This is a genomic window from Gluconobacter sp., from assembly GCF_047722525.1.
In the GTDB taxonomy this organism is placed as follows: domain Bacteria; phylum Pseudomonadota; class Alphaproteobacteria; order Acetobacterales; family Acetobacteraceae; genus Gluconobacter.
Genome location: NZ_JBDNYY010000001.1, coordinates 29,221 through 48,040, shown reverse-complemented (window position 1 = coordinate 48,040; position 18,820 = coordinate 29,221). Strand labels below are relative to the sequence as shown.

Annotated in this window: 16 protein-coding genes and 1 tRNA gene; 6 read left to right on the top strand and 11 right to left on the bottom strand. The window is 60.5% G+C overall.

Annotated elements, in window-relative coordinates:
* Positions 1-5: 5 nt before the first annotated feature.
* On the bottom strand, positions 6-1,808 hold the full coding sequence (locus tag ABF859_RS00240) for a cation:proton antiporter (RefSeq protein ID WP_415525034.1): 1,803 nt from the start codon (positions 1,806-1,808) through the stop codon (positions 6-8).
* 92 nt (positions 1,809-1,900) lie between these two features.
* On the opposite strand from ABF859_RS00240, the gene ABF859_RS00235 reads away from it, so the two are divergent.
* Positions 1,901-2,425, top strand: coding sequence for a GNAT family N-acetyltransferase (locus tag ABF859_RS00235; RefSeq protein ID WP_415525032.1), 525 nt, complete (start codon positions 1,901-1,903; stop codon positions 2,423-2,425).
* Here ABF859_RS00235 and ABF859_RS00230 read toward each other — a convergent pair.
* The 3 genes from ABF859_RS00230 to ABF859_RS00220 form a co-directional block, all read right to left on the bottom strand.
* Positions 2,391-3,776 (bottom strand): RsmB/NOP family class I SAM-dependent RNA methyltransferase, encoded by a 1,386-nt coding sequence (locus tag ABF859_RS00230; protein WP_415525030.1) that lies wholly within the window; start codon positions 3,774-3,776, stop codon positions 2,391-2,393. The two genes, ABF859_RS00235 and ABF859_RS00230, sit on opposite strands and share 35 nt — an antisense overlap.
* A gap of 56 nt (positions 3,777-3,832) precedes the next feature.
* Positions 3,833-5,326 carry an IMP dehydrogenase gene (guaB, locus tag ABF859_RS00225; protein WP_415525028.1) on the bottom strand — a complete coding sequence of 498 codons (1,494 nt, stop codon included), beginning with the start codon at positions 5,324-5,326 and terminating at the stop codon, positions 3,833-3,835.
* Between the two features lie 150 nt (positions 5,327-5,476).
* Positions 5,477-5,550: transfer RNA gene (locus ABF859_RS00220), tRNA-Gln, on the bottom strand.
* A gap of 158 nt (positions 5,551-5,708) precedes the next feature.
* Between ABF859_RS00220 and ABF859_RS00215 the strand changes: the two genes are divergently transcribed.
* The 3 genes from ABF859_RS00215 to ABF859_RS00205 are packed head-to-tail and all read left to right on the top strand — an operon-like array spanning position 5,709 to position 9,050.
* The gene (locus ABF859_RS00215) at positions 5,709-6,830 is read left to right on the top strand and encodes a Ppx/GppA phosphatase family protein (protein WP_415525026.1); all 1,122 of its coding nucleotides are present in this window, start codon (positions 5,709-5,711) and stop codon (positions 6,828-6,830) included.
* Positions 6,827-7,636, top strand: coding sequence for an RlmE family RNA methyltransferase (locus ABF859_RS00210; protein WP_415525024.1), 810 nt, complete (start codon positions 6,827-6,829; stop codon positions 7,634-7,636). The genes ABF859_RS00215 and ABF859_RS00210 overlap by 4 nt, the downstream gene beginning before the upstream one ends.
* Positions 7,637-7,688: 52 nt before the next feature.
* Positions 7,689-9,050, top strand: coding sequence for a sodium:solute symporter family transporter (locus ABF859_RS00205; RefSeq protein ID WP_415525022.1), 1,362 nt, complete (start codon positions 7,689-7,691; stop codon positions 9,048-9,050).
* Here the strand turns inward: ABF859_RS00205 and ABF859_RS00200 are convergent.
* From ABF859_RS00200 to hpnD, 4 genes are all read right to left on the bottom strand, one after another.
* Complete coding sequence (locus ABF859_RS00200) at positions 9,018-9,650, bottom strand: hypothetical protein (RefSeq protein ID WP_415525020.1); 633 nt, start codon at positions 9,648-9,650, stop codon at positions 9,018-9,020. The two genes, ABF859_RS00205 and ABF859_RS00200, sit on opposite strands and share 33 nt — an antisense overlap.
* Positions 9,650-11,644, bottom strand: coding sequence for a squalene--hopene cyclase (shc, locus tag ABF859_RS00195; protein ID WP_415525018.1), 1,995 nt, complete (start codon positions 11,642-11,644; stop codon positions 9,650-9,652). The genes ABF859_RS00200 and shc overlap by 1 nt, the downstream gene beginning before the upstream one ends.
* A gap of 73 nt (positions 11,645-11,717) precedes the next feature.
* Positions 11,718-13,013 carry a hydroxysqualene dehydroxylase HpnE gene (gene hpnE, locus ABF859_RS00190; RefSeq protein ID WP_415525016.1) on the bottom strand — a complete coding sequence of 432 codons (1,296 nt, stop codon included), beginning with the start codon at positions 13,011-13,013 and terminating at the stop codon, positions 11,718-11,720.
* A 6-nt stretch (positions 13,014-13,019) separates the two neighbouring features.
* Positions 13,020-13,895, bottom strand: a complete 876-nt coding sequence (gene hpnD / locus ABF859_RS00185) for a presqualene diphosphate synthase HpnD (protein ID WP_415525014.1) — start codon at positions 13,893-13,895, stop codon at positions 13,020-13,022.
* A 138-nt stretch (positions 13,896-14,033) separates the two neighbouring features.
* Between hpnD and ABF859_RS00180 the strand changes: the two genes are divergently transcribed.
* Both ABF859_RS00180 and ABF859_RS00175 read left to right on the top strand, forming a co-directional pair.
* Positions 14,034-14,522, top strand: a complete 489-nt coding sequence (locus tag ABF859_RS00180) for a cupin domain-containing protein (protein ID WP_415525012.1) — start codon at positions 14,034-14,036, stop codon at positions 14,520-14,522.
* Positions 14,523-14,603: 81 nt separating this feature from the next.
* Positions 14,604-15,773 carry a pyridoxal phosphate-dependent aminotransferase gene (locus ABF859_RS00175; protein ID WP_415525010.1) on the top strand — a complete coding sequence of 390 codons (1,170 nt, stop codon included), beginning with the start codon at positions 14,604-14,606 and terminating at the stop codon, positions 15,771-15,773.
* 29 nt (positions 15,774-15,802) lie between these two features.
* Here ABF859_RS00175 and hpnC read toward each other — a convergent pair whose 3' ends face one another.
* Genes hpnC through hpnA form a run of 3 tightly spaced genes read right to left on the bottom strand, consistent with a single transcriptional unit; the run spans position 15,803 to position 18,800 of the window.
* Positions 15,803-16,666: a squalene synthase HpnC gene (gene hpnC / locus ABF859_RS00170; protein WP_415525008.1), complete on the bottom strand. Its 864-nt coding sequence runs from the start codon at positions 16,664-16,666 to the stop codon at positions 15,803-15,805.
* On the bottom strand, positions 16,663-17,805 hold the full coding sequence (locus tag ABF859_RS00165) for a glycosyltransferase (RefSeq protein WP_415525006.1): 1,143 nt from the start codon (positions 17,803-17,805) through the stop codon (positions 16,663-16,665). The genes hpnC and ABF859_RS00165 overlap by 4 nt, the downstream gene beginning before the upstream one ends.
* Positions 17,805-18,800, bottom strand: coding sequence for a hopanoid-associated sugar epimerase (gene hpnA / locus ABF859_RS00160; RefSeq protein ID WP_415525004.1), 996 nt, complete (start codon positions 18,798-18,800; stop codon positions 17,805-17,807). Before hpnA ends, ABF859_RS00165 begins: the two co-directional genes overlap by 1 nt.
* Between the last annotated feature and the right edge of the window lie 20 nt (positions 18,801-18,820).

Here is an 18,820-nt window from a genome sequence, read left to right as displayed (position 1 = left end):
GCTGACTAAGTGGCCGGTGGAGGTACCATGGAAATCATGTGATCTCCCGGCTGCGGCACCGCCCTGTCATTGTCCTCCGCCGAGCGGATCAGAATGCCTCCGTCCCGCCGCACGACGAGAATGTCGAGCCTGTTTTCATCGGTCCCGAAAGACGGCGCGGTCTCTTCCGTGGCTTCCATCGCCACAAAGCGCCATCCCTGATCGAAGAGGGTATCGAACAGCGTATAATTCCAGGCGGGCTCGCCCAGAACCTTGCCACGCGCATCGCGTGACAGTCCGTGATAGAAATCCAGCCGCGCCACACCGGGGCTGATCTGATAGACGCGCTGCCGCCCCATGGTCGGGGCCAGGTGTCCACACACCATTCCGTTATAGATTCCGTCACCCGTCGTTGCGATCAGGTAGTCGGCAGGCCGCTCCTCCAGCGATTCCTGCCCGTGCTGCGACAGAAGCTCTGCCCGCAGGACGGGAATATCCTGCCGCGTCGCGGGCATGAGCGCACTGGAGCGGTTGTCCACCAGCAGCACCGGCACACCGGCCCTACGCAGACACGATGCAAAATTGATGGACCAGCCGCTCGCCCCCAGAATCGCGATTGCCGGATCATTGGAGAGCGTGAGCTTCAGCAGCCGGGCGATCGGCCCAAGTGAAAATCCATGCAGGATCATCGTAACCGCAATCACCGCGAACACGGCCGGCATGATGAGGTCGGCGGACTGATACCCCGCTTCCTTGAGGCTGATCCCCGCCTCACCGGCCACGGCCGCTGCCACGATACCGCGCGGTGCGATCCAGCCGACGAACAGCTTTTCCTTCCAGGGCATGCTCGTCCCCAGCGTGGACAGGAAAATACCCAGAGGCCGCACGACGAACAGAACCACGAGCGTCAGCGCAAGAATCGGGATCGAAAGCCGCTCCAGAACATTGCGCTGAAGATCCGCCGTCAGCATGATGAACAGCACCGAGACGACCAGAACCACCAGGGATTCCTTCATCCGCCGCAGTTCTGTCACTCCCGGGATCTGCAGGTTCGCAAGAGCCATGCCAAAGATCGTCACCGCCATCAGCCCGGCGCCGCCCATTTCCAGACTGCACAGTGAGAAGATCACCAGCGCCATCGAAATCAGCATCGGCGTCTTGAGGATTTCGGGCATCAGATCGCGCGTGAACAGATACCGGATCAGATAGGCCGGCAGGATCCCGGCGGACAGCGAGACGGCAATCGCCCCCAGCAGATCCGGCAGCGTATGGATGAAAAACACATCCGCATGAAGATCCACATGCAGTTGCATCAACTGCAGCACGACCGCTGCCAGAATGGCACCCAAAGGATCGTTGACGATGGCTTCCCATCGCAGGAAGGCTGCCACCCGGGGCTGCAGCTTCGCACTCCGCAGGAGCGGCAGAACCACTGTCGGGCCAGTCACGACCACGATCGCCCCGAACAGCATGGAGGTGCCCCATTCGAGATGCGCCACATAATGCGCGGCCAGCGATCCCAGAACCCAGTTGATCGGAAGCGCGAGCATCGTCAGACGCGCCACACCCTCTCCGGCCTCGCGAAGCTGGCGGAAATCGAGAGCCATGCCTCCCTCGAAGACCACGAGCGCCACAAGCAGCGAGACCAGCGGCCGGAACATCCATCCCATCGTCTCTGACGGATGGAGAATACCAAGTCCCGGCCCGAAGATCAGACCAAGTGAAAACAGGAGAACAATCGCGGGGAGCCGGAAACGCCAGGCGACCCACTGGGCCAGCATCCCGGCTCCGAAAGTCGAGGCAATGCCGATGAGAATGTCATATTGCATGGATGTTCGGGGCAGGCTCCGCGTTATGGATACGAAGCGGTATCATATCTCACATCACACCACGCACCTAAAATGTGGGAGAACACCCCATCATGACGATCTCGCCAGCCCGACCCGCCACAGACCTCCTGATCCGTCCCGCCCAGTCGCTTGACCGCGAAGGAATCTGGCGTCTCCTGTCTCCTGTCCTGAGAAAAGCCGAGACCTATGCCCTGCCCCGACACTGGGGCCGCCGGCAGGCTCTGTCCTACTGGATGGACGTCGAGCACCGCGTCTATGTCGCCCAGACCCGTGACCACGAAATCGTCGGAACATTCTTCCTTCAGGCCAACCAGAAAGGCGGAGGAAGCCATATCGCAAATGCCGGGTTTATCGCCAGACCCGGCTACGGCGCCGGGCGGTTCATGGCTGAACACGCCCTGTCGGAAGCCACGAATCTCGGCTTCCGCGCCATGCAGTTCAATTTCGTCATCAGCACCAACCTGCGCGCCATAGCCCTCTGGAAATCCCTGGGCTTCCGGGTGATCGGTACGCTCCCCGGCGCCTTTGATCACCCCTCCCAAGGTTATGTGGATGCGCTGGTTATGTGGAAGGACCTTCTGCCACCGGCGTCGTAGCAGCAGCTTCCGCAGGCTGGACCGTTTCTTCCGGAGCTACTTCGGCACCGGTCTCCGGCACCTTGCGTTCCAGCACGCAGGCAAAAAAGCCGTCCGTCCCGTCGCGCAGCGGCGTCAGAGAAAACTGCGCCTTGTTCCGCAGTTCAGCGGGCAGAAGCTCGGACATCTGCTCTTTCGGCAGCCGGACGAAATCAGTCCGGCGCTTGAGGAACGCATCGATCTGCTGTCCGTTCTCACAGGCCAGAAGCGAACAGGTCGCATAGATCATACGTCCCCCCGGTTTCACCAAAGATGCTGCACGATCAAGGATCTGCGCCTGTTTGATGACAAGCTCCTGAATGTCTTCGGGTGTCAGACGCAGGCGTGCATCCGGATTTCGGCGCCAGGTTCCGGTTCCCGAGCACGGCGCATCGACCAGCACCCGATCGAAACTGCCAGCCCGACGCTTAGCCCACTTGTCGCCCGACACCAGAAGGTGGCGTTCCACGTTGTGAACACCTGCCCTGCGCAGCCGTTTGACGGCTCCGTCCAGACGCTTCTCATGCACGTCGCAGGCCACAATATGCCCGCGGTTTTCCATGGTCATGGCCAGCGCCAGTGTTTTACCGCCTGCACCCGCGCAATAATCCAGAACCCGATGCTCGCCCCGCGCATCCGCTGCCGCGACCACCAGCTGGCTGCCCTCGTCCTGGATCTCGACCAGGCCCTCCTTGAATGCCTGCGTCGCCGTCACCGGCTGACGCCCGTCAAGCCGCAGGCCCCAAGGCGAGAGCTTCGTCATTTCTGCCTGCAGCGATTCGCGACGAAGTTCCCGGACGGCCTGTTCGCGGGTTCCCTTGAGGAGATTGACCCGCAGATCGAGCGTCGGCGTTCCGAGCATTGCTTCCATCTCGTCCGGAAGCCGGTTTCCAAACGTTTCCCGAAGCGCGCTATCCAGCCAATCCGGGTATTCAAGCCGCACGGAAATGGGTTGCTTCTGGCTGGAAAGTTCTTTTCCTTCCAGATCCTTAAGCGCCATATCCTCACGCGACGTCAAAGGCTTCTGCGCGTAACGCTCTCCTGTGAACAGGCGGCGGACATTATCCATCGTCTCCCCACCGAGAAGAAGAGATGCTGAGCACACAAGGCGTGGGGAGATATCGCCGGAAATATCCTTGAGATGCCATTGCAGACGTCTCCAGCCACGCAGGACATCCCAGACAATCGTGGAAATGGCCCGACGGTCGCCGCCGCCGATATAGCGGCGCTCGCGGAAAAAGGCGTTGGCTGTGGCGTCGGCTGGACGGCGGGGCGCATTCTGGATCGCACAGAGCAGATCGATGGCGCCTGAAAGACGGGCTGCGGGGGTCATAGCGCCCCCGTAGCCCGTTTGGCCTCTCAATGCGAGAGGCTTTGATGCAGGGAGACTTAGTCCCGGCGGTAGTTCGGGGCTTCCCGGGTGATGGTCACGTCGTGAACATGGCTCTCACGCAGGCCTGCATTGGTGATGCGGCGGAACATGGTGCGGACCTGAAGATCGGCGATGGTGGCCGACCCCGTGTAGCCCATACCAGCCTTGAGACCACCCACAAGCTGGTGAATGACAGGAGCCATGCCACCCTTGTAGGGAACCTGACCTTCAATACCTTCTGGAACCAGCTTCAGCGTGTCGCGGACTTCTGCCTGGAAATAACGGTCCGCGGAACCGCGTGCCATTGCTCCCAGTGAGCCCATGCCCCGATAGGCCTTGTAGGACCGACCCTGATACAGGAACGTTTCGCCCGGGCTTTCGTCCGTGCCAGCCAGCAGCGAGCCGACCATCACCACGTCAGCGCCGGCGCCAATCGCCTTGACGATATCGCCTGATGTCCGGACGCCACCATCCGCAATGGCCGGGATATCCAGTTCATGACAGGCAGCCGCCGTCTCCATGACGGCGGAGAACTGAGGCACCCCGACGCCAGCCACAACGCGCGTCGTGCAGATGGACCCAGGACCAATCCCGATCTTCACGCAGTCCGCACCGGCAGCAATAAGAGCACGTGCGGCCTGAGGCGTTGCGACATTGCCCGCAATCACCTGAAGCGTACCATGACGGCTCTTGAGAGTTTCCACCGCCGTCAGCACGCCCTGTGAGTGTCCATGAGCCGTGTCCACGACAATGACGTCCACCCCGGCTTCTGCAAGAGCCGCCGCTCGACGGAAGCCGTCTTCTCCGACACCTACGGCCGCAGCGCAGCGAAGGCGTCCCTGAGAGTCCTTGATGGCCAGCGGATGCGCGATGGCCTTGTCCATGTCCTTGACGGTGATCAGACCGATGCAGCGCTGCCCTTCATCGACCACCAGAAGTTTTTCGATCCGGTGACGATGCAGAAGTGTGCGGGCTTCATCCGGCGCCGCACCGTTCAGGACCGTCACCAGATTTTCGCGGGTCATCAGGTCGCGGACGCGTGTATTCGGATCGGTCGTGAAGCGCATGTCACGGTTGGTCAGGATACCGACCAGAACGCCGCTGCCCTCTTCCACGACGGGAAGACCGGATACGCCGTGTCGTCCCATGATGGCCTGAACCTCGGCCAGTGTCTGGTCAGGGCCGACCGTGACGGGATTGACGACCATGCCTGATTCGAAGCGTTTGACGCGACGGACCTGCTCGGCCTGCTCCTCGATGGACAGGTTTTTGTGGATGACGCCCATGCCACCCTGCTGCGCCATTGCGATGGCCATGCCGTCTTCGGTCACGGTGTCCATGGCGGAGGACATCAGGGGGATGTTCAACTCGATGGAGCGCGTCAGGCGGGTCCGTGTGGAGGTCTGGGCTGGCAGAACCGACGATTCAGCCGGTTCGACGAGAACGTCGTCAAAAGCCAGTGCCTCGCGGATACGCTCATTGAGATTTGTTGTGCCGGAAGATGATGTCATGCCCGCTTGCCCCCGTTACGTCATGCGTCGTGACGACGCGATGTGTGTAAACCGGAGGCCAAGAGGCCGTCCGGCCGTTGGCGGGTCCTCATAGAGCACTTTGCCCCCTGAGGGGAAGTCTCTTTTTTGCGGTATTTTCTGAGGATTTCTTGGCTGGGAGACCTGGATTCGAACCAGGGCTGACCGGGTCAGAGCCGGTAGTTCTACCGCTAAACTATCTCCCAAGCGGTGAGAGGGTGTTTATCAATCGCCCCCTGGCGGCGCAAGAGGGGTACAGACATTTTTTTGGAAAAAACTGATATTTTTCTTGCGACTGGGGGGCCGGGAGCCCCATGCTGCTTTTCCAAGGTCCCAGATCACGGGCAAGCGGGAGCCGAAACACATGATGAGGTATGGAACGGATCACAACCTGTCAGGCCCAGTGCCTGTTCATGCGTCTGCGCGACGTACGGGTCCGTTCTTTGGTGCCATTGATCTTGGCACCAACAACTGCCGTCTCATGATTGCGGCTGGCACGCCCAACGGTTTCCGTGTCGTGGACAGCTTCAACCGCTCTGTCCGTCTGGGCGAGGGTCTGCGTGCCAGCGGTCGTCTTGCCGAAGAGTCCATGAAGCGCGCGCTTGATGCCCTGCGGATCTGTGCAGAGCGCATGAAGCAGTGGCCTCTTGTCCATGTGCGCGCCGTGGCGACGGAAGCCTGTCGTCAGGCCGCCAATGGCCGCGAGTTTCTGGCGCGTGTCCAGCATGAAACAGGTCTGACCATCGACATCATCACGGCCCGGGAAGAAGCAGAACTTGCGCTTGAAAGCTGCTCGCCTCTTTTCCGCCAGCCGGAGCACAAACCTGTCCGGGCTGATCGTGGTGTCCTTTTCGATATCGGAGGAGGGTCCACCGAAATCGCCTGGGTCCGCATCGATCCCGAACGCCAGACCCAGACTCTGATCGGTACGACCAGCGTTCCCGTCGGTGTGATTACCCTTCAGGAAATGTTCGGTGAAGGCCATGGCCCCTCTTATGAGACGATGGTCAGCCATGTTCAGGAGTATCTGAAGGGCTTCGAGAATGTTCATCGTATCCGGCGAGAGGTCACGCTTGGCAAGACGCGGCTCATCGGCACCTCTGGAACCGTGACGACGCTGGCCGGGGTGGCACTGTCCCTGCCCCGTTACAATCGTGCAGCCATTGACGGCCTGACGCTGCCTGGTCCCAGCATGGTGGATGCCATAGGAAGTCTGCGCGACCTGAGCCATGAGGAATTGGCCGATCACCCCTGTGTGGGTGCGGAACGCATGAAATTCGTATTGCCGGGCTGTGCAATCTTCGAAGCAATTCACCGTCTGTGGCCTGTTGAGGACGTAACGATTGCAGACCGGGGGTTGCGCGACGGGATGTTGCTGCGTATGGCCCGCGATCACGGTCAGCGTTCCGGCAAGGGACGCAGTACGACCAGCCGCCATGCCACGCCCCGGTCACGGGGCCCATTCGGGACATATGCCACAATATGAAGCCGCCAAGATCCCGCTCCGGTTCCAGCAGCAAGGACACGGGAACGAAGCGTATTCCGGGCAAGGCGCTGAAAAGCGCCTCCAACCCGGGTGCCAACGACGCAACACTTGATTCCGCGACGTCCCGCACAGCGCGGAACAAGACCGTTTCGCTCCGGACAGCCCGCGGTCGCACCACGGCCCAGCAGCGCTGGCTCAACCGTCAGTTGAATGATCCCTATGTCGCTGCGGCCCGCAAACAGGGCTGGCGTTCGCGCGCGGCGTTCAAGCTGATTGAAATCGATGACCGTTTCAAACTGATCGAAGAAGGCACCCGGATCATTGATCTGGGCGCCGCACCCGGTGGTTGGACACAGGTGGCAGTGAAGCGGGGCGCGAAGCATGTCGTGGGCCTCGATCTGCTACCGGTTGATCCTGTCGCGGGCGCGGAAATCGTCGAGGGAGACTTTACGGATCCCGAGATGCCAGACCGGTTGAAAGACATGCTGGGCGGCCCTGCCGATCTGGTCATGTCCGACATGGCACCGAACACCACAGGTCATGCCGCGACGGACCACATGCGCATCATGGGGCTTGCAGAAGGTGCGCTTGATTTTGCATTCCAGGTTCTGGCTGAAGGTGGAAGCTTTATCGCCAAGGTCTTTCAGGGGGGATCGGAAAAAGACATGCTGGCCCTGATGAAGACGGCGTTCTCCAGCGTCAGACACGTGAAGCCCCCGGCCTCCCGCAAGGAATCCAGCGAGCTGTATGTCGTGGCAACCGGCTTTCGTCCGGAGCGTCTGGCTGAAAGCCGTGAGACCGCCTGACAGGGAAACTGTCCCTCCCCAGCAGACAATTCCGGAAGAATAACCCGTTTCAATGACAGCCAGTCTGCTTGTTATTCTTCTGTACCTCTGCTGCCTGCCTGTTCTTTCCATTGCGCTGGCCCGGCAGCCACGCAAGGACCTTCCGCCCTGGGCGATCTGTTTTTCGCTGGTGGCCACCGAGACCTCCACGCTGACCATTGTCAGCGTACCGGGAGTAGCCTACCTCAAAGGCTATGTTTTCGTCGGCCTGGCCGCCGGGTACCTTGTCGGCCGGACGGCCGTGGCCATCTGGTTCCTGCCTTTGCATGAACGCGGCGCAAAATCCGTTTATCGCTATATTGGCCAGAGATTTGGCTCTACCCTGCAGAAGCTGCTTTCCGGGACCTTCCTGGCTACCCGTCTCGTTGCCGAGGGCGTGCGTCTCTACGCCGGGATGCTTCCTGTCTCAATGCTGTTTGCCAGCATGGGTTATGCCGTATCCGACCTGACTCTTCTGGTTCTGATCGTTCTTCTGACCCTGGCTTATACAATTGTGGGCGGCCTGAAGGCCGTGGTCTGGTCAGACACCCTTCAACTGGGGCTTTATCTTGGGGGAAGCCTCTCCTGCCTCGCCGTGATCTGGTGGCGTGCCGGAAGTGCTTCCTTTCACTGGGCGCCCGTTTTCAGTCACGGCATGCCGCCATTTACGGATCCGTTTTCCATTACCGGCGCTGTTATCGGAGGAGCAATTCTGGCTCTGGCGTCCCATGGGACGGACCAGTTGATGCTACAGCGCTGCCTGGCTGCGAGAACACTCAATGGCGCCCGCGCGGCGATGATCGGCAGTGTCTTCATCGTGGCGCTGCTTTTTGCCCTTCTGTCCGCCATTGGAGTGGCATTGCGTGATCTTGCACCAGATCAGGGGGCACGGCCGGACGCTCTGTTTCCACACTTCATCCTGACCCTGCCTCCCGTGTTGAGCGGTCTTCTGGTCGCAGGCATTCTCGCCGCCACAATGGGGTCCCTGTCGAGTGCCATGAATGCCATGGCTGCTGCCACGCGGGCGGACTTCCTGCCCCGCAGCAGCTTTTCACTGAGAAGCCTGACAGCCCTCTGGGCCGCTCTTCTGGTTCTGATGGCATTGCTGTTTTCCCGTCCAGACGGATCGGCCGTGGTGTTTGGCCTCTCCATCGCGTCTTACAGCTATGGCGCAACGCTCGGTGTATTCCTGCTGGCCATGATCGGCCATTCCCGGGATGAGCGGGCGGCAATCACAGGTTTCGTCTCGGCTGTTGCCGTACTGGCCCTGATGTCTTTCGTCAGGATCGAAGGACATGCTCTCGCCTTCCCCTGGCTCGTTCCCATCGGCGTGGGGGCGACCTTTGCGGGTGCCGGCGCGTATTCAGGCCTGCGGCGGATTGGCCTCGAGAAATGATGCCATTGCGCGTTGGGCGACAGCGGCTTCTTTTCCCAGTCGGATCAGTCCGCCAATCTGTAGCGGGTGACGCAGCAGCGAACCCACCAGTCCCGGCACATAGACTGCACCATCCCTGATGCTGGTCTTGACTGCGGGCGGCAGATCCCGCGTTGCATCGTCACACACAACCCGCAGCACAGCGAACGGGACGCCGGAATCTGCAACGACACCGCTTTCCATGTCCACGGCAAGGCATTTCGTTTCCGAGAAATACCATGCCTTTTCCAGCCCCAGTTCGACCAGAACGTCACTGTGCAGAACGCCCCCACGACGGGCATAAGCCGAGCCGAACCTCTGGCTCAGATCAGGATCGCAGGGAATATCCCTGTCCTCATAACGGACATGATCCGCGACGATGACCGTGCCTGGCGGTGCATCCGGAGAAAGGCTTCCCGCACATCCGAAGGACAGGAGTTCGGTCGCGCCTGCCTTGCGCAGACGTTCCACCCCCCTGCGCGCACCTTCCGGCGTGGCATTGCTCAATGCCACCGGAGCGTCCGGCAGAAACCGGCGGATCAGACGTGCTTCCTGTTTCAGTCCTGCGAGAATGCCCAGCATCAGAAACCGTACTCCACTTTGCCACTGTTGCTTGCACCGAGATTACGGTAGCGCGCCAGCGCAGTCAGCGGGAAGAACTGCTTGTAACCATGGTAGCGCAGATAGAAGACCTTCGGAAAACCGACGGCATTATAGGCTTCTTCCTGCCACTCCCCCTTGTCGTCCTGCTGGGAGACCAGATAGGCCACACCGCGCCTGACGGCCTCGCTTTCACGCCGTCCCACGGCCATGAGGGCCAGAACCGCCCAGGCCGTCTGGGAAGGCAGGCTCTTCTTGTAGACGCCAGGAGTGCCGCCCTCGTAAGTGGCGCAGTCCTCGCCCCATCCGCCATCCGCGCGCTGGACGCTTTCAAGCCAGTTCACGGCCCGCAGAACCATCGGATCATCATGCGGCACACCCGCGATGTTCAGGGCGCACAGGACGGACCATGTCCCATAGATGTAATTCGTTCCCCACCGTCCGAACCAGCAGCCCTCGGCCTCCTGCTCGGACCGCAGATAGCTGATCGCCTTGAGGATAACAGGTCTGTCGTCAGGATCTCCCAGTTGCGCCAGAAAGGAAATGCAGCGTGCCGAGACATCTGCGGTCGGCGGATCCAGAAGCGCTCCATGGTCGGAAAAGGGAATGTGATTGAGCAGTTCAAGATCATTGTCGATATCGAACGCGCCCCATCCACCATTGGTGCTCTGCATCCCGATGATCCATTCCCGCGCCCGGGAGATCGCTTCCTGATTTCCTTCCGGATCGATACGATGCAGCAGCATGGCCACGACGGCCGTATCATCAACATCCGGATAATAATCGTTTTCGTACTGGAACGCCCAGCCCCCCGGACGCAGGTCCGGCGCGTTGATGGCCCAGTCTCCCTTGACGTTCAGGATCTGATGATCGCGAAGCCACTCGGCGCTTTTCTTCAGGGACGCGATGGTTTCTTCGCGTCTGGTTCCGGCCGGTCCGGACGCTGCTTCGATCATCGCGAGACCGGACAGGCCCGTGTCCCAGACCGGGGAGACGCAGGGCTGGCAGTAGATCTCGTCACCATGGTCGACCAGAAGATCCTGAATCGCCTCCCACGCAGTCTGCGCGCGCGGATCGCTATCCGGAACGCCCTGCGCGCGATACATCATCACGACGTTCGCCATTGCCGGATAGATGGCGCCAAGGCCGCCACGACTCAGACGGGGTTCGATGAAATCGCTCGCGGCCTTGAGTGCCTTGTTGTGCAGGCTCCGCGGAAGAAGCGGCACAACTGGACGCAATGCGGAATCAAGATGCTTGAAAAAACGTCCCCATACGGAGCGGTATGGCCCCCGGATCCAGTCCGTGACCTCGGAAGGCGGCTTGACGAACAGTTCCTGCACATGGATGCCGCGCGGATTGATGGCTTTGGGGCGAAGGGCATTGAGAACCAGCAGCGGAGCAATCACGGCCCGCGACCAGTAGGACATGTTCCAGACCGAGAAAAACGCCTTGCGTGGCAGGAGCATGAGCTCGACCGGCATCACGGGCGCAGCGTCCCACGGAACTTCTCCGAAGAGCGCAAGCTGGATCCGTGTGAATACGTTTGTCCGCGCGGCACCCCCATGATCGAGAATGGCTTCGCGGGCAATCCGCATATGAGGCGCATCAATATCATCGCCGATCGCCTTGAGCGCGAAATAGGCCTTTACCGTCGCTGACAGATCGAAGCCGCCATCGTGATAAAGAGGCCATCCTCCGTGATCGCCCTGGATCCGGCGCAGATAGACACCGATCTTGGCCTGCTTTTCCGGATCGATCCGGTCGAGATAATGCTCGAGCAGCACATACTCGGCGGGGATCGTCGCATCCGCTTCGAGTTCATAAACCCAGTGCCCATCCGATTTCTGCTTCCCGCCCAGCGCAGCCTGTGCCCCCTCGATGGCACGATTGATTTCATCGGGTTCAACGGATTGGCGGGACAAGGTCTCGCTCACGCGGTTCTCCTTTTCCAGAATATCAGAATAGATCAGCATTGCTCGGCTCTCCCGACACAGACAGTCCTGAAAGGCGGGAGCTGTGTTACAATCATGACTGAAGGATCGCTCATCACGATCCCGTGTACTCAACGGCAGACCGGAAACCCAGCGCCGAGACTGCCTGAAGGCCGGACTGGATGGATCCCTCGATCGTGGAAGGCAGACCGGTGTCGGTCCAGTCCCCGGCCAGAGCCAGATTGACGAGATCGGTCCTCGCGCCGGAGCGCAGACGGTTCTGCTCAGGCGTCGCCGCAAAAGTCGCGCGCTTTTCCCAGACCAGACGCGCCGGCGGCATCGCAACCGGAAGCGGCTGCGAGAGAACGGGATCAAGCGCCCGCCTGATCTCGGACCAGATCGTGGCCAGCAACTCGCTGTTCTTGCGGTCGGCGTAGCGATTAGCTGCACTGACAGTGACAGACAGGATATCTCCCTTCAGGAAGATCCATTCCGCAATGCCGCCCACCAGGCCGACGAACCCGGCCTGCGCCACAACTCCCCGGGCCTGAACCGTTGCCGGGAGGCGGAAATGCGCGTTTGCAATACTTTCGAAAGCATCTGGCGCCTTCACACCCGGAAGCAGAAACTGCGCAACGGGTCCTGGCACGGCCATGATGACCTGATCTTCAGAACCCAGTTCGATCCGGCCATCGGCGGTTTCGAGCGCCGTCGCACGGCCGTTCTGCTGCGCGATGGCACTCACGCGAACGCCTGTACGGACTTCGCCATGAAACCGCTTCAGATACGACACGGCAGGGTCGATCAGCGTTTCGGACAGTCCAACCGCCGGGAACCACGGACAGCAGGCCATGCCGCCTTTGGCGAGAGACTTGCGGATCACGTTGCCGAGCAGTTTCGCGCTCCCCGTATGGATATCCGTATTGAGAACGGAAATCGCGAAAGGCACCAGCAGTCTGCGGCTGAGCTGCCCGGAACTCAGGCAGGTCTCCACTGTAGTGTCGTCACCGGCACGCAGAAAACGTCCCAGCGAGGCAAGCTCGGACAATTTCATGCCCGGCACACGCCGTCCCCCCGGAAGGGCCCAGAAGGGAAGCTTGCCCTTCGACAGGCGGAGCGTCCAGGCGAGGCTGTCCTCCAGATCATAATACGGGAAGATCGGCAGTCCCGGACCGGTCAGGGTATGGCGCGCGCCAATGATATCCAGATAACGGAACGTCAGATCGTTCGACGACAGGATCAGATGATTGCCGTTGTCGATCCGGGCATCGAGGGAACGGTCATGAAAGGAGCGGGCACGCCCCCCACAGGCCGGTCCTGCTTCATAAACCGTGACCCGGGCCTGTGCCGCCAGCTCGATTGCAGCGGAAAGGCCTGCCAGACCACCGCCGATGATGTGGACATGGCTCATTGGATCTTACTTCACATAAGCCGCGAGCGCGCGCAGCTGTCTCCAGGGTTTGCAGACCTTCGGGGCAATGTCAGGCGTTTTCCAGCCGCGTTTTTCCAGCGCCGACAGGATGGGCGCATAGGATGCCGCCATCATGCGCGCCGGACGCATGGCCGTGCCGTCGCACATCTGCATGGCCTTCCTGGCGGCGCGGAAATGGTCCTTCGCCCGATCTGCAAGGATGCGCGCCACATGATCCAGACCATGCGCGTAAAGTGCTTCCTGCGGATCTTTCGGCACGTCAAACCGTGTCAGCAGTTCGGAGGGCAGATACAGCCTGCCCCGGCCCGCATCCTCCGCAATATCGCGCAGAATGTTGGTGAGCTGAAGCGCACGCCCCAGATGGTAGGCCACACGGCGCGCATTGTCTGAAGAGTCCCCGAATACACAAACCGAAAGCCGCCCCACTGCCGAGGCCACACGGTCGCAGTATAGATCAAGCGTTGCCTCGTCGGGAGCCACGATCGGCGCGCCGCAGTCCATGGCCATGCCGTCGATGACGTCATGAAAATCCCTGGCCTGAAGCTGATAGCGATGAATGGCAACGATCAGGATACGGTCGAGCGCATCCGTCGCCACACCCTCGTAAAGCCGGTCAATCCGGCGGTGCCACTCCTGCAGGGCCTTCATCGGGTCCGCGACGCCGGCGTCGCCATCCGCAATGTCGTCCACCTGCCGGCAGAACGCGTAGACCGCGAACATCGCCTGACGCCGGTCCGCCGGAAGAATACTCATCCCGCGGGCGAAGGATGTCCCCGAAGCGGTGACGATCCTCTCGACATGGTCCAGATCGGCCTGCGCGCAGGGAAGACCGGAAGAAGCGCGCATCCTGCTGAAAACCATGTCTGTCCCCTGTCTCGTTTCAGAAGATCAGGGTTCTAGCCCCAAATCCCCCCGAGACAAAGATGACCTGAACGGAAAGGAGTGCCATGCGTTATGGTGATGCCAAAAGGCAACACCTGAAATATGGAGTCTTTCGCCATGCGTTTTCCCTCTCTGACGGCGTCAGCCCTTTTCATTGGAGCGCTCGTGGCCGGAGTGCTCGTGGGAGAAACCCTTTCAGCACCCCTCGCCTGTGCACAGACATCGTCTCCTCCAACCGCCAGTGGTCATGCCGATCATCTTCTTGCGGACGATCACTCATGGAATGGCACGCCCTACGACCATTACCCGACGACACGCCCGATGCTCAGCATGATCCGGCTGACCATTCCTGCCCATTCAGCCCTTCCCTGGCATGTCCATCCCTATCCGAATGCGGGCTATGTGCTGGAGGGTACGCTTACGATCGAGGATCGGCAGAGCGGCAGGAAGCGTACTTTTCATCAGGGCGAAGCCTTCGCGGAGTCGGTCAATGATGTCCATCGTGGCGTGACCGGTGATGGCCAGACGGTCCTGCTGCTGACCTATGCGGGATCACCGGGAAAGCCGACATCCGTGCCTCTCCCCGGCCAGCAGAAAGAATACTGAAAATATCCTGATGGGCTGTTTTGACAGGGAAAACGTTTCGGAATTAACATGTTCCGGCCCTAGTCTGGAGTACGGCCCATAATGACCAGTTCCCTCTCCCCCGCCGCCCGCAGCGACCTTCTTGCCCGGGGCTATTCCCGGCGCAGCTTCGGACGGATTGCCACCCTTCTGGCAGCGGGCGCGACCGCTCAGGCCCTGACAAAGACCGCTCAGGCCGCCATTCTCCCGTCAGGCATCAATTTTGCCGGCATGACCCGCCTTGGCAGCAATGAATGCTGGACAGGTCCGTTTCCGGAAGCCGCCCAGGCCGGCGCGGCTTCCGTTTTCCAGAGCAACCGCTATGACCCGACCGGTCATATGCGCGATGACCTCCTCAAGGCTGCCTCGGATGTCGAGGGCATTCCCCAGACCCATGTCATGACATGGTGTGGCTCTTCCGATCCCCTGGCCCGTGCGATTGTCACGTTCTGCTCTCCCACCCGTGGCCTTGTGACGGCAGATCCAAGCTATGAAGCCGGCTGGGTGGCTTCCGAGTGGCTGAAAATTCCGCTGGCCCGCGTCCCGCTCTCGGCAAAGAACGGTTATCGCACGGACGTGCGGGCCATGCTGGCCGCCGATCCCAATGCAGGCGTCTATTACATCTGCTCTCCTAACAACCCGACGGGTACGGTCACGCCGCTGCGCGACATTGCCTGGTTGGTTGAGCACAAGCCGGAGGGCTCGGTCGTTCTCGTGGATGAGGCTTATATCCATTTCTCGAATGCCCCGAGTGCCGTCGAACTGGTCAATAAAAACAAGGACGTGGTCGTCCTGAGGACATTCTCCAAGATGTTCGCCATGGCGGGCATGCGGCTTGGCCTGACATTCGCCAAGCCCGATCTGCATGAGAGCATGATGCGCTATGACGGCAAGAGCGCGACCGCGATGCTTCCGGTGCCGGCCATGGCCTGTGGCACGATGAGCCTCACCATGAAATCCGCCATTGACGCGCGCCGTCAGGAGATGATTGCCGCCCGGAACATGACATTCCACCATCTGCGCAAGCGCGGTGTCCACTTCATCCCGTCAGATGCAAACATGTTTGTCATCGACTGGAAGAAACCGGCAGCCCCCATCAAGGACGCCTTCCTGAAGCAGAATGTTGTGATTGGGCGTTCCTGGCCCATCTGGCCAAACGCGTCGCGGATCACCGTTGGCTCCATGGATGAAATGAAGACCTTCTGTACGGCGCTGGACCAGATCATCGCCTGATCCGGCCCAATATCCCTGCCGTCCCGGCGTCAGCCAGCGGCAGGGAAATAGCGCAGGGCCCGGAACAGGGCCTTCGCCCCGTCTGCCTTCGTCAGGGCCACGCGCTCCAGCAGCGGATCCTGCCGACGGAGACGTGCTGTCAGTATGTGGCACAGCTCTACAATGACGGCGGCTTCCAGCCTCATCCGGCGATCACGGACGAGAAGCGGCAGGATCCTCGCCTTCCTGTTGAGCGCATCCACACCGTCCAGCATCCGGTCGAATACCCGCCGTACCCCAGGCTTGCTGCGTACGAGACGCAGATCATCCACGCAGACGCCCTCCTCTTCCAGCCAGGGCCGCGGGACATAGCAGCGGTCAAGAACCTTCAGATCCCCCGCAGCATCCTGAAGATGATTGACGATCTGAAGGGCGGAACACAGCGCATCGGAAGGCGCGAGCGTTTCCTCGGCTTCGCCGTGCAGCAGAAGCAGGAAACGGCCGACAGGATTGGCGGAATACTGACAGTAATGGATCAGTTCGTCCCAACTGTCATAGCGAGTTTTTTCCGCATCCATGCAGAAGGCTTCAAGAAGATCGGTCGCTGTTTCCAGCGGAACGCCAGTCTGAAGCAGCACCTCGCGGAGCTTTACCGCTGTTTGCGCGTCTGCTCGCTGGGGAGCGGTCATTTCACCCCGGATAACACCTGCCATCCCCTTGAGGCGGGCGATTTTCTCGGCCGGGGTCAGTTCGGTCGTATCCACCATATCGTCCGCAACACGCGCGAAGTTGTAGTAGGTATGGACATAGGGCCGAAGTCGCGGAGCGATGAGGAAGGAGCCAACGGGAAAGTTCTCGTCAGCCTTGCCTTTGGCAGAGGTGACGTCTTTCGTCCCCCAGATACTGTCAGTCACGATGTTTCATCCGTATAGGAACGATTTTTCCACCGCACGCCAACGCCACGGTGATGGTCAATGGCCGAGCCGATGGTTGCCGCCATATAGAACGCCGCAACAAGCGGCAGGGGAATGGCACGCCATAACGGCAGACCAAAACGGCGTAGTGTCGGCACGAAGGTCAGACAGGAAAGCAGATAGGTCAGAAGCCCGACCCGACGTTCCCGCCCCTTGCCAAACAGGGCCAGCCCGACCGGCAGAAGCCAGATCATGGCCATGCCGAGGATCGTCGCGACAAGAAGGAGGGGTGAATAGCGGAGCTGCACATAAGCCGTCCGGGCGATCATGTGCCACACGTCTTTCATGCCGCGATAGGGCCTCACGGACCATGCAAGCGCGCTATGGCCCAGATAGAGCCGTCCGCCCGACCGCTTCACATGAGCAGCCAGCGTACAGTCATCGATCAGCGCGCCCCGCACAGCACTGATTCCGCCAATCCGCTCCAGAGCGCGACGTCGCAGCAGAATAGTGCCCCCTGCCGCGCCGGCAATCCGGGAACGCTCATTTGCGATCCGCGAAAACGGGTAGAGCATCGCGAAGAAATAGACGAATGCCGGAACCAGAAAACGCTCCGCGCCGCTCTCACAGTTCAGCGCCACCATTTCCGAGACAAGATCCAGATCATCCTCCCGCGCCTTGGCGACCAGAGAGGCAAGATGACCCGGGGCATGCATGATATCGGCATCCGTCAGCAGGATGTAACCATACGGGCCAATCCGTTTCAGCGCCTCCTGTTCGCCCTGATGGACGGCCCACAGCTTGCCACTCCATCCCGCAGGACGTTTCCTGCCGGTGATCACGGTCAGACGCTGATGCGGATCGGGCAGAGAACGGGCGATATCCCCTGTCCCGTCCGCACTCTCGTCATCAACCAGAATGACGGACAGCCGGCCGTCATAATCCTGTTCCAGCAGTGACGTCAGGCAGGCCCGGATAGACTCCGCCTCGTCTCTCGCAGGAATGACGACTGCAACATCCGGAGCGGAACTCGGTGTGGGTTTCTGGGCGAGAATGGGACCTTTCTGCCAGAACTTCCCATGAAACAGCGAAAGATAGATCCAGGCTCCCAGGCTGGTCAGTGCGGTTCCGAACAACATTATTTCATCCGTCCATTCTGACGGAACCAGACAATGGCGTCTGTCACGGCATCGCGGGCCGGGCGTGGGGAATAACCGAGTTCTTTTTTCGCCTTGTCGGAGGAGAAGAACATGAGCTTCTTGGACATGGCCAGTGTCTCCCGCGTCACCCGCGGCTCAATTCCGAAACCACGCGCCAGCCATTCGGAGACGAGGGCCACGGGATAGAGCCAAGACTGCTTGAGCTTCACCCCGGGCGGCTTCACGCCCGCAATCTGGCTGACCATCCGGAAGAGGTCTCCCAGCATGATGTTCTCACCGCCGAGAATGTATTTCTCGCCGATCTTTCCCCTCTCAAGCGCCAGGGCATGACCTTCCGCCACATCATCGACGTGAACGATGTTCAGCCCGGTCTCGACATAGGCCGGCATATTTCCGCTGGCGCAGTCGAGGATCATCTGGCCTGTTGGTGTCGGCTTGATATCCCGCGGCCCCACCGGCGTGGAGGGATTCACAATGATGGCCGGAAGGTTCTTCTCACGGACAAGACGGAGCACTTCCTGTTCCGCCCGATATTTCGAAAGCTTGTAGATCCCGATGACCTGGCTTTCGGAAACCGGCGTGGTTTCATCCGCCGGTACGCCGTCACTTCGCAGCCCCAGCGCCGCAACCGACGAACAGTAAATGATTTTTTCCACGCCAGCTTCAAGAGCGGCCAGCATCAGGTTGCGTGTGCCTTCCACATTGGCCTTCATCATGGTTTCCGGATCGGGAACCCAGAGTCGGTAGTCGGCCGCGACATGAAAGAGGATTTTGACGTTCTTCAGGGCGGGAGCAAGCGTGTCCGGTTCCGAGAGGTCTCCAACGACAATCTCTGCGCCAAGCTCCGCTATATTTGAACGGTCGGATGTCGGTCGGACGAGAAGCCTCAGACGGTGTCCGCGTTCTTCAAGGACGCGGGCGACGGCAGAGCCGACAAACCCGGTAGCCCCCGTAACGAGTGTGACATCGTTCATGGTGGCAGTGTCTCCTTGGG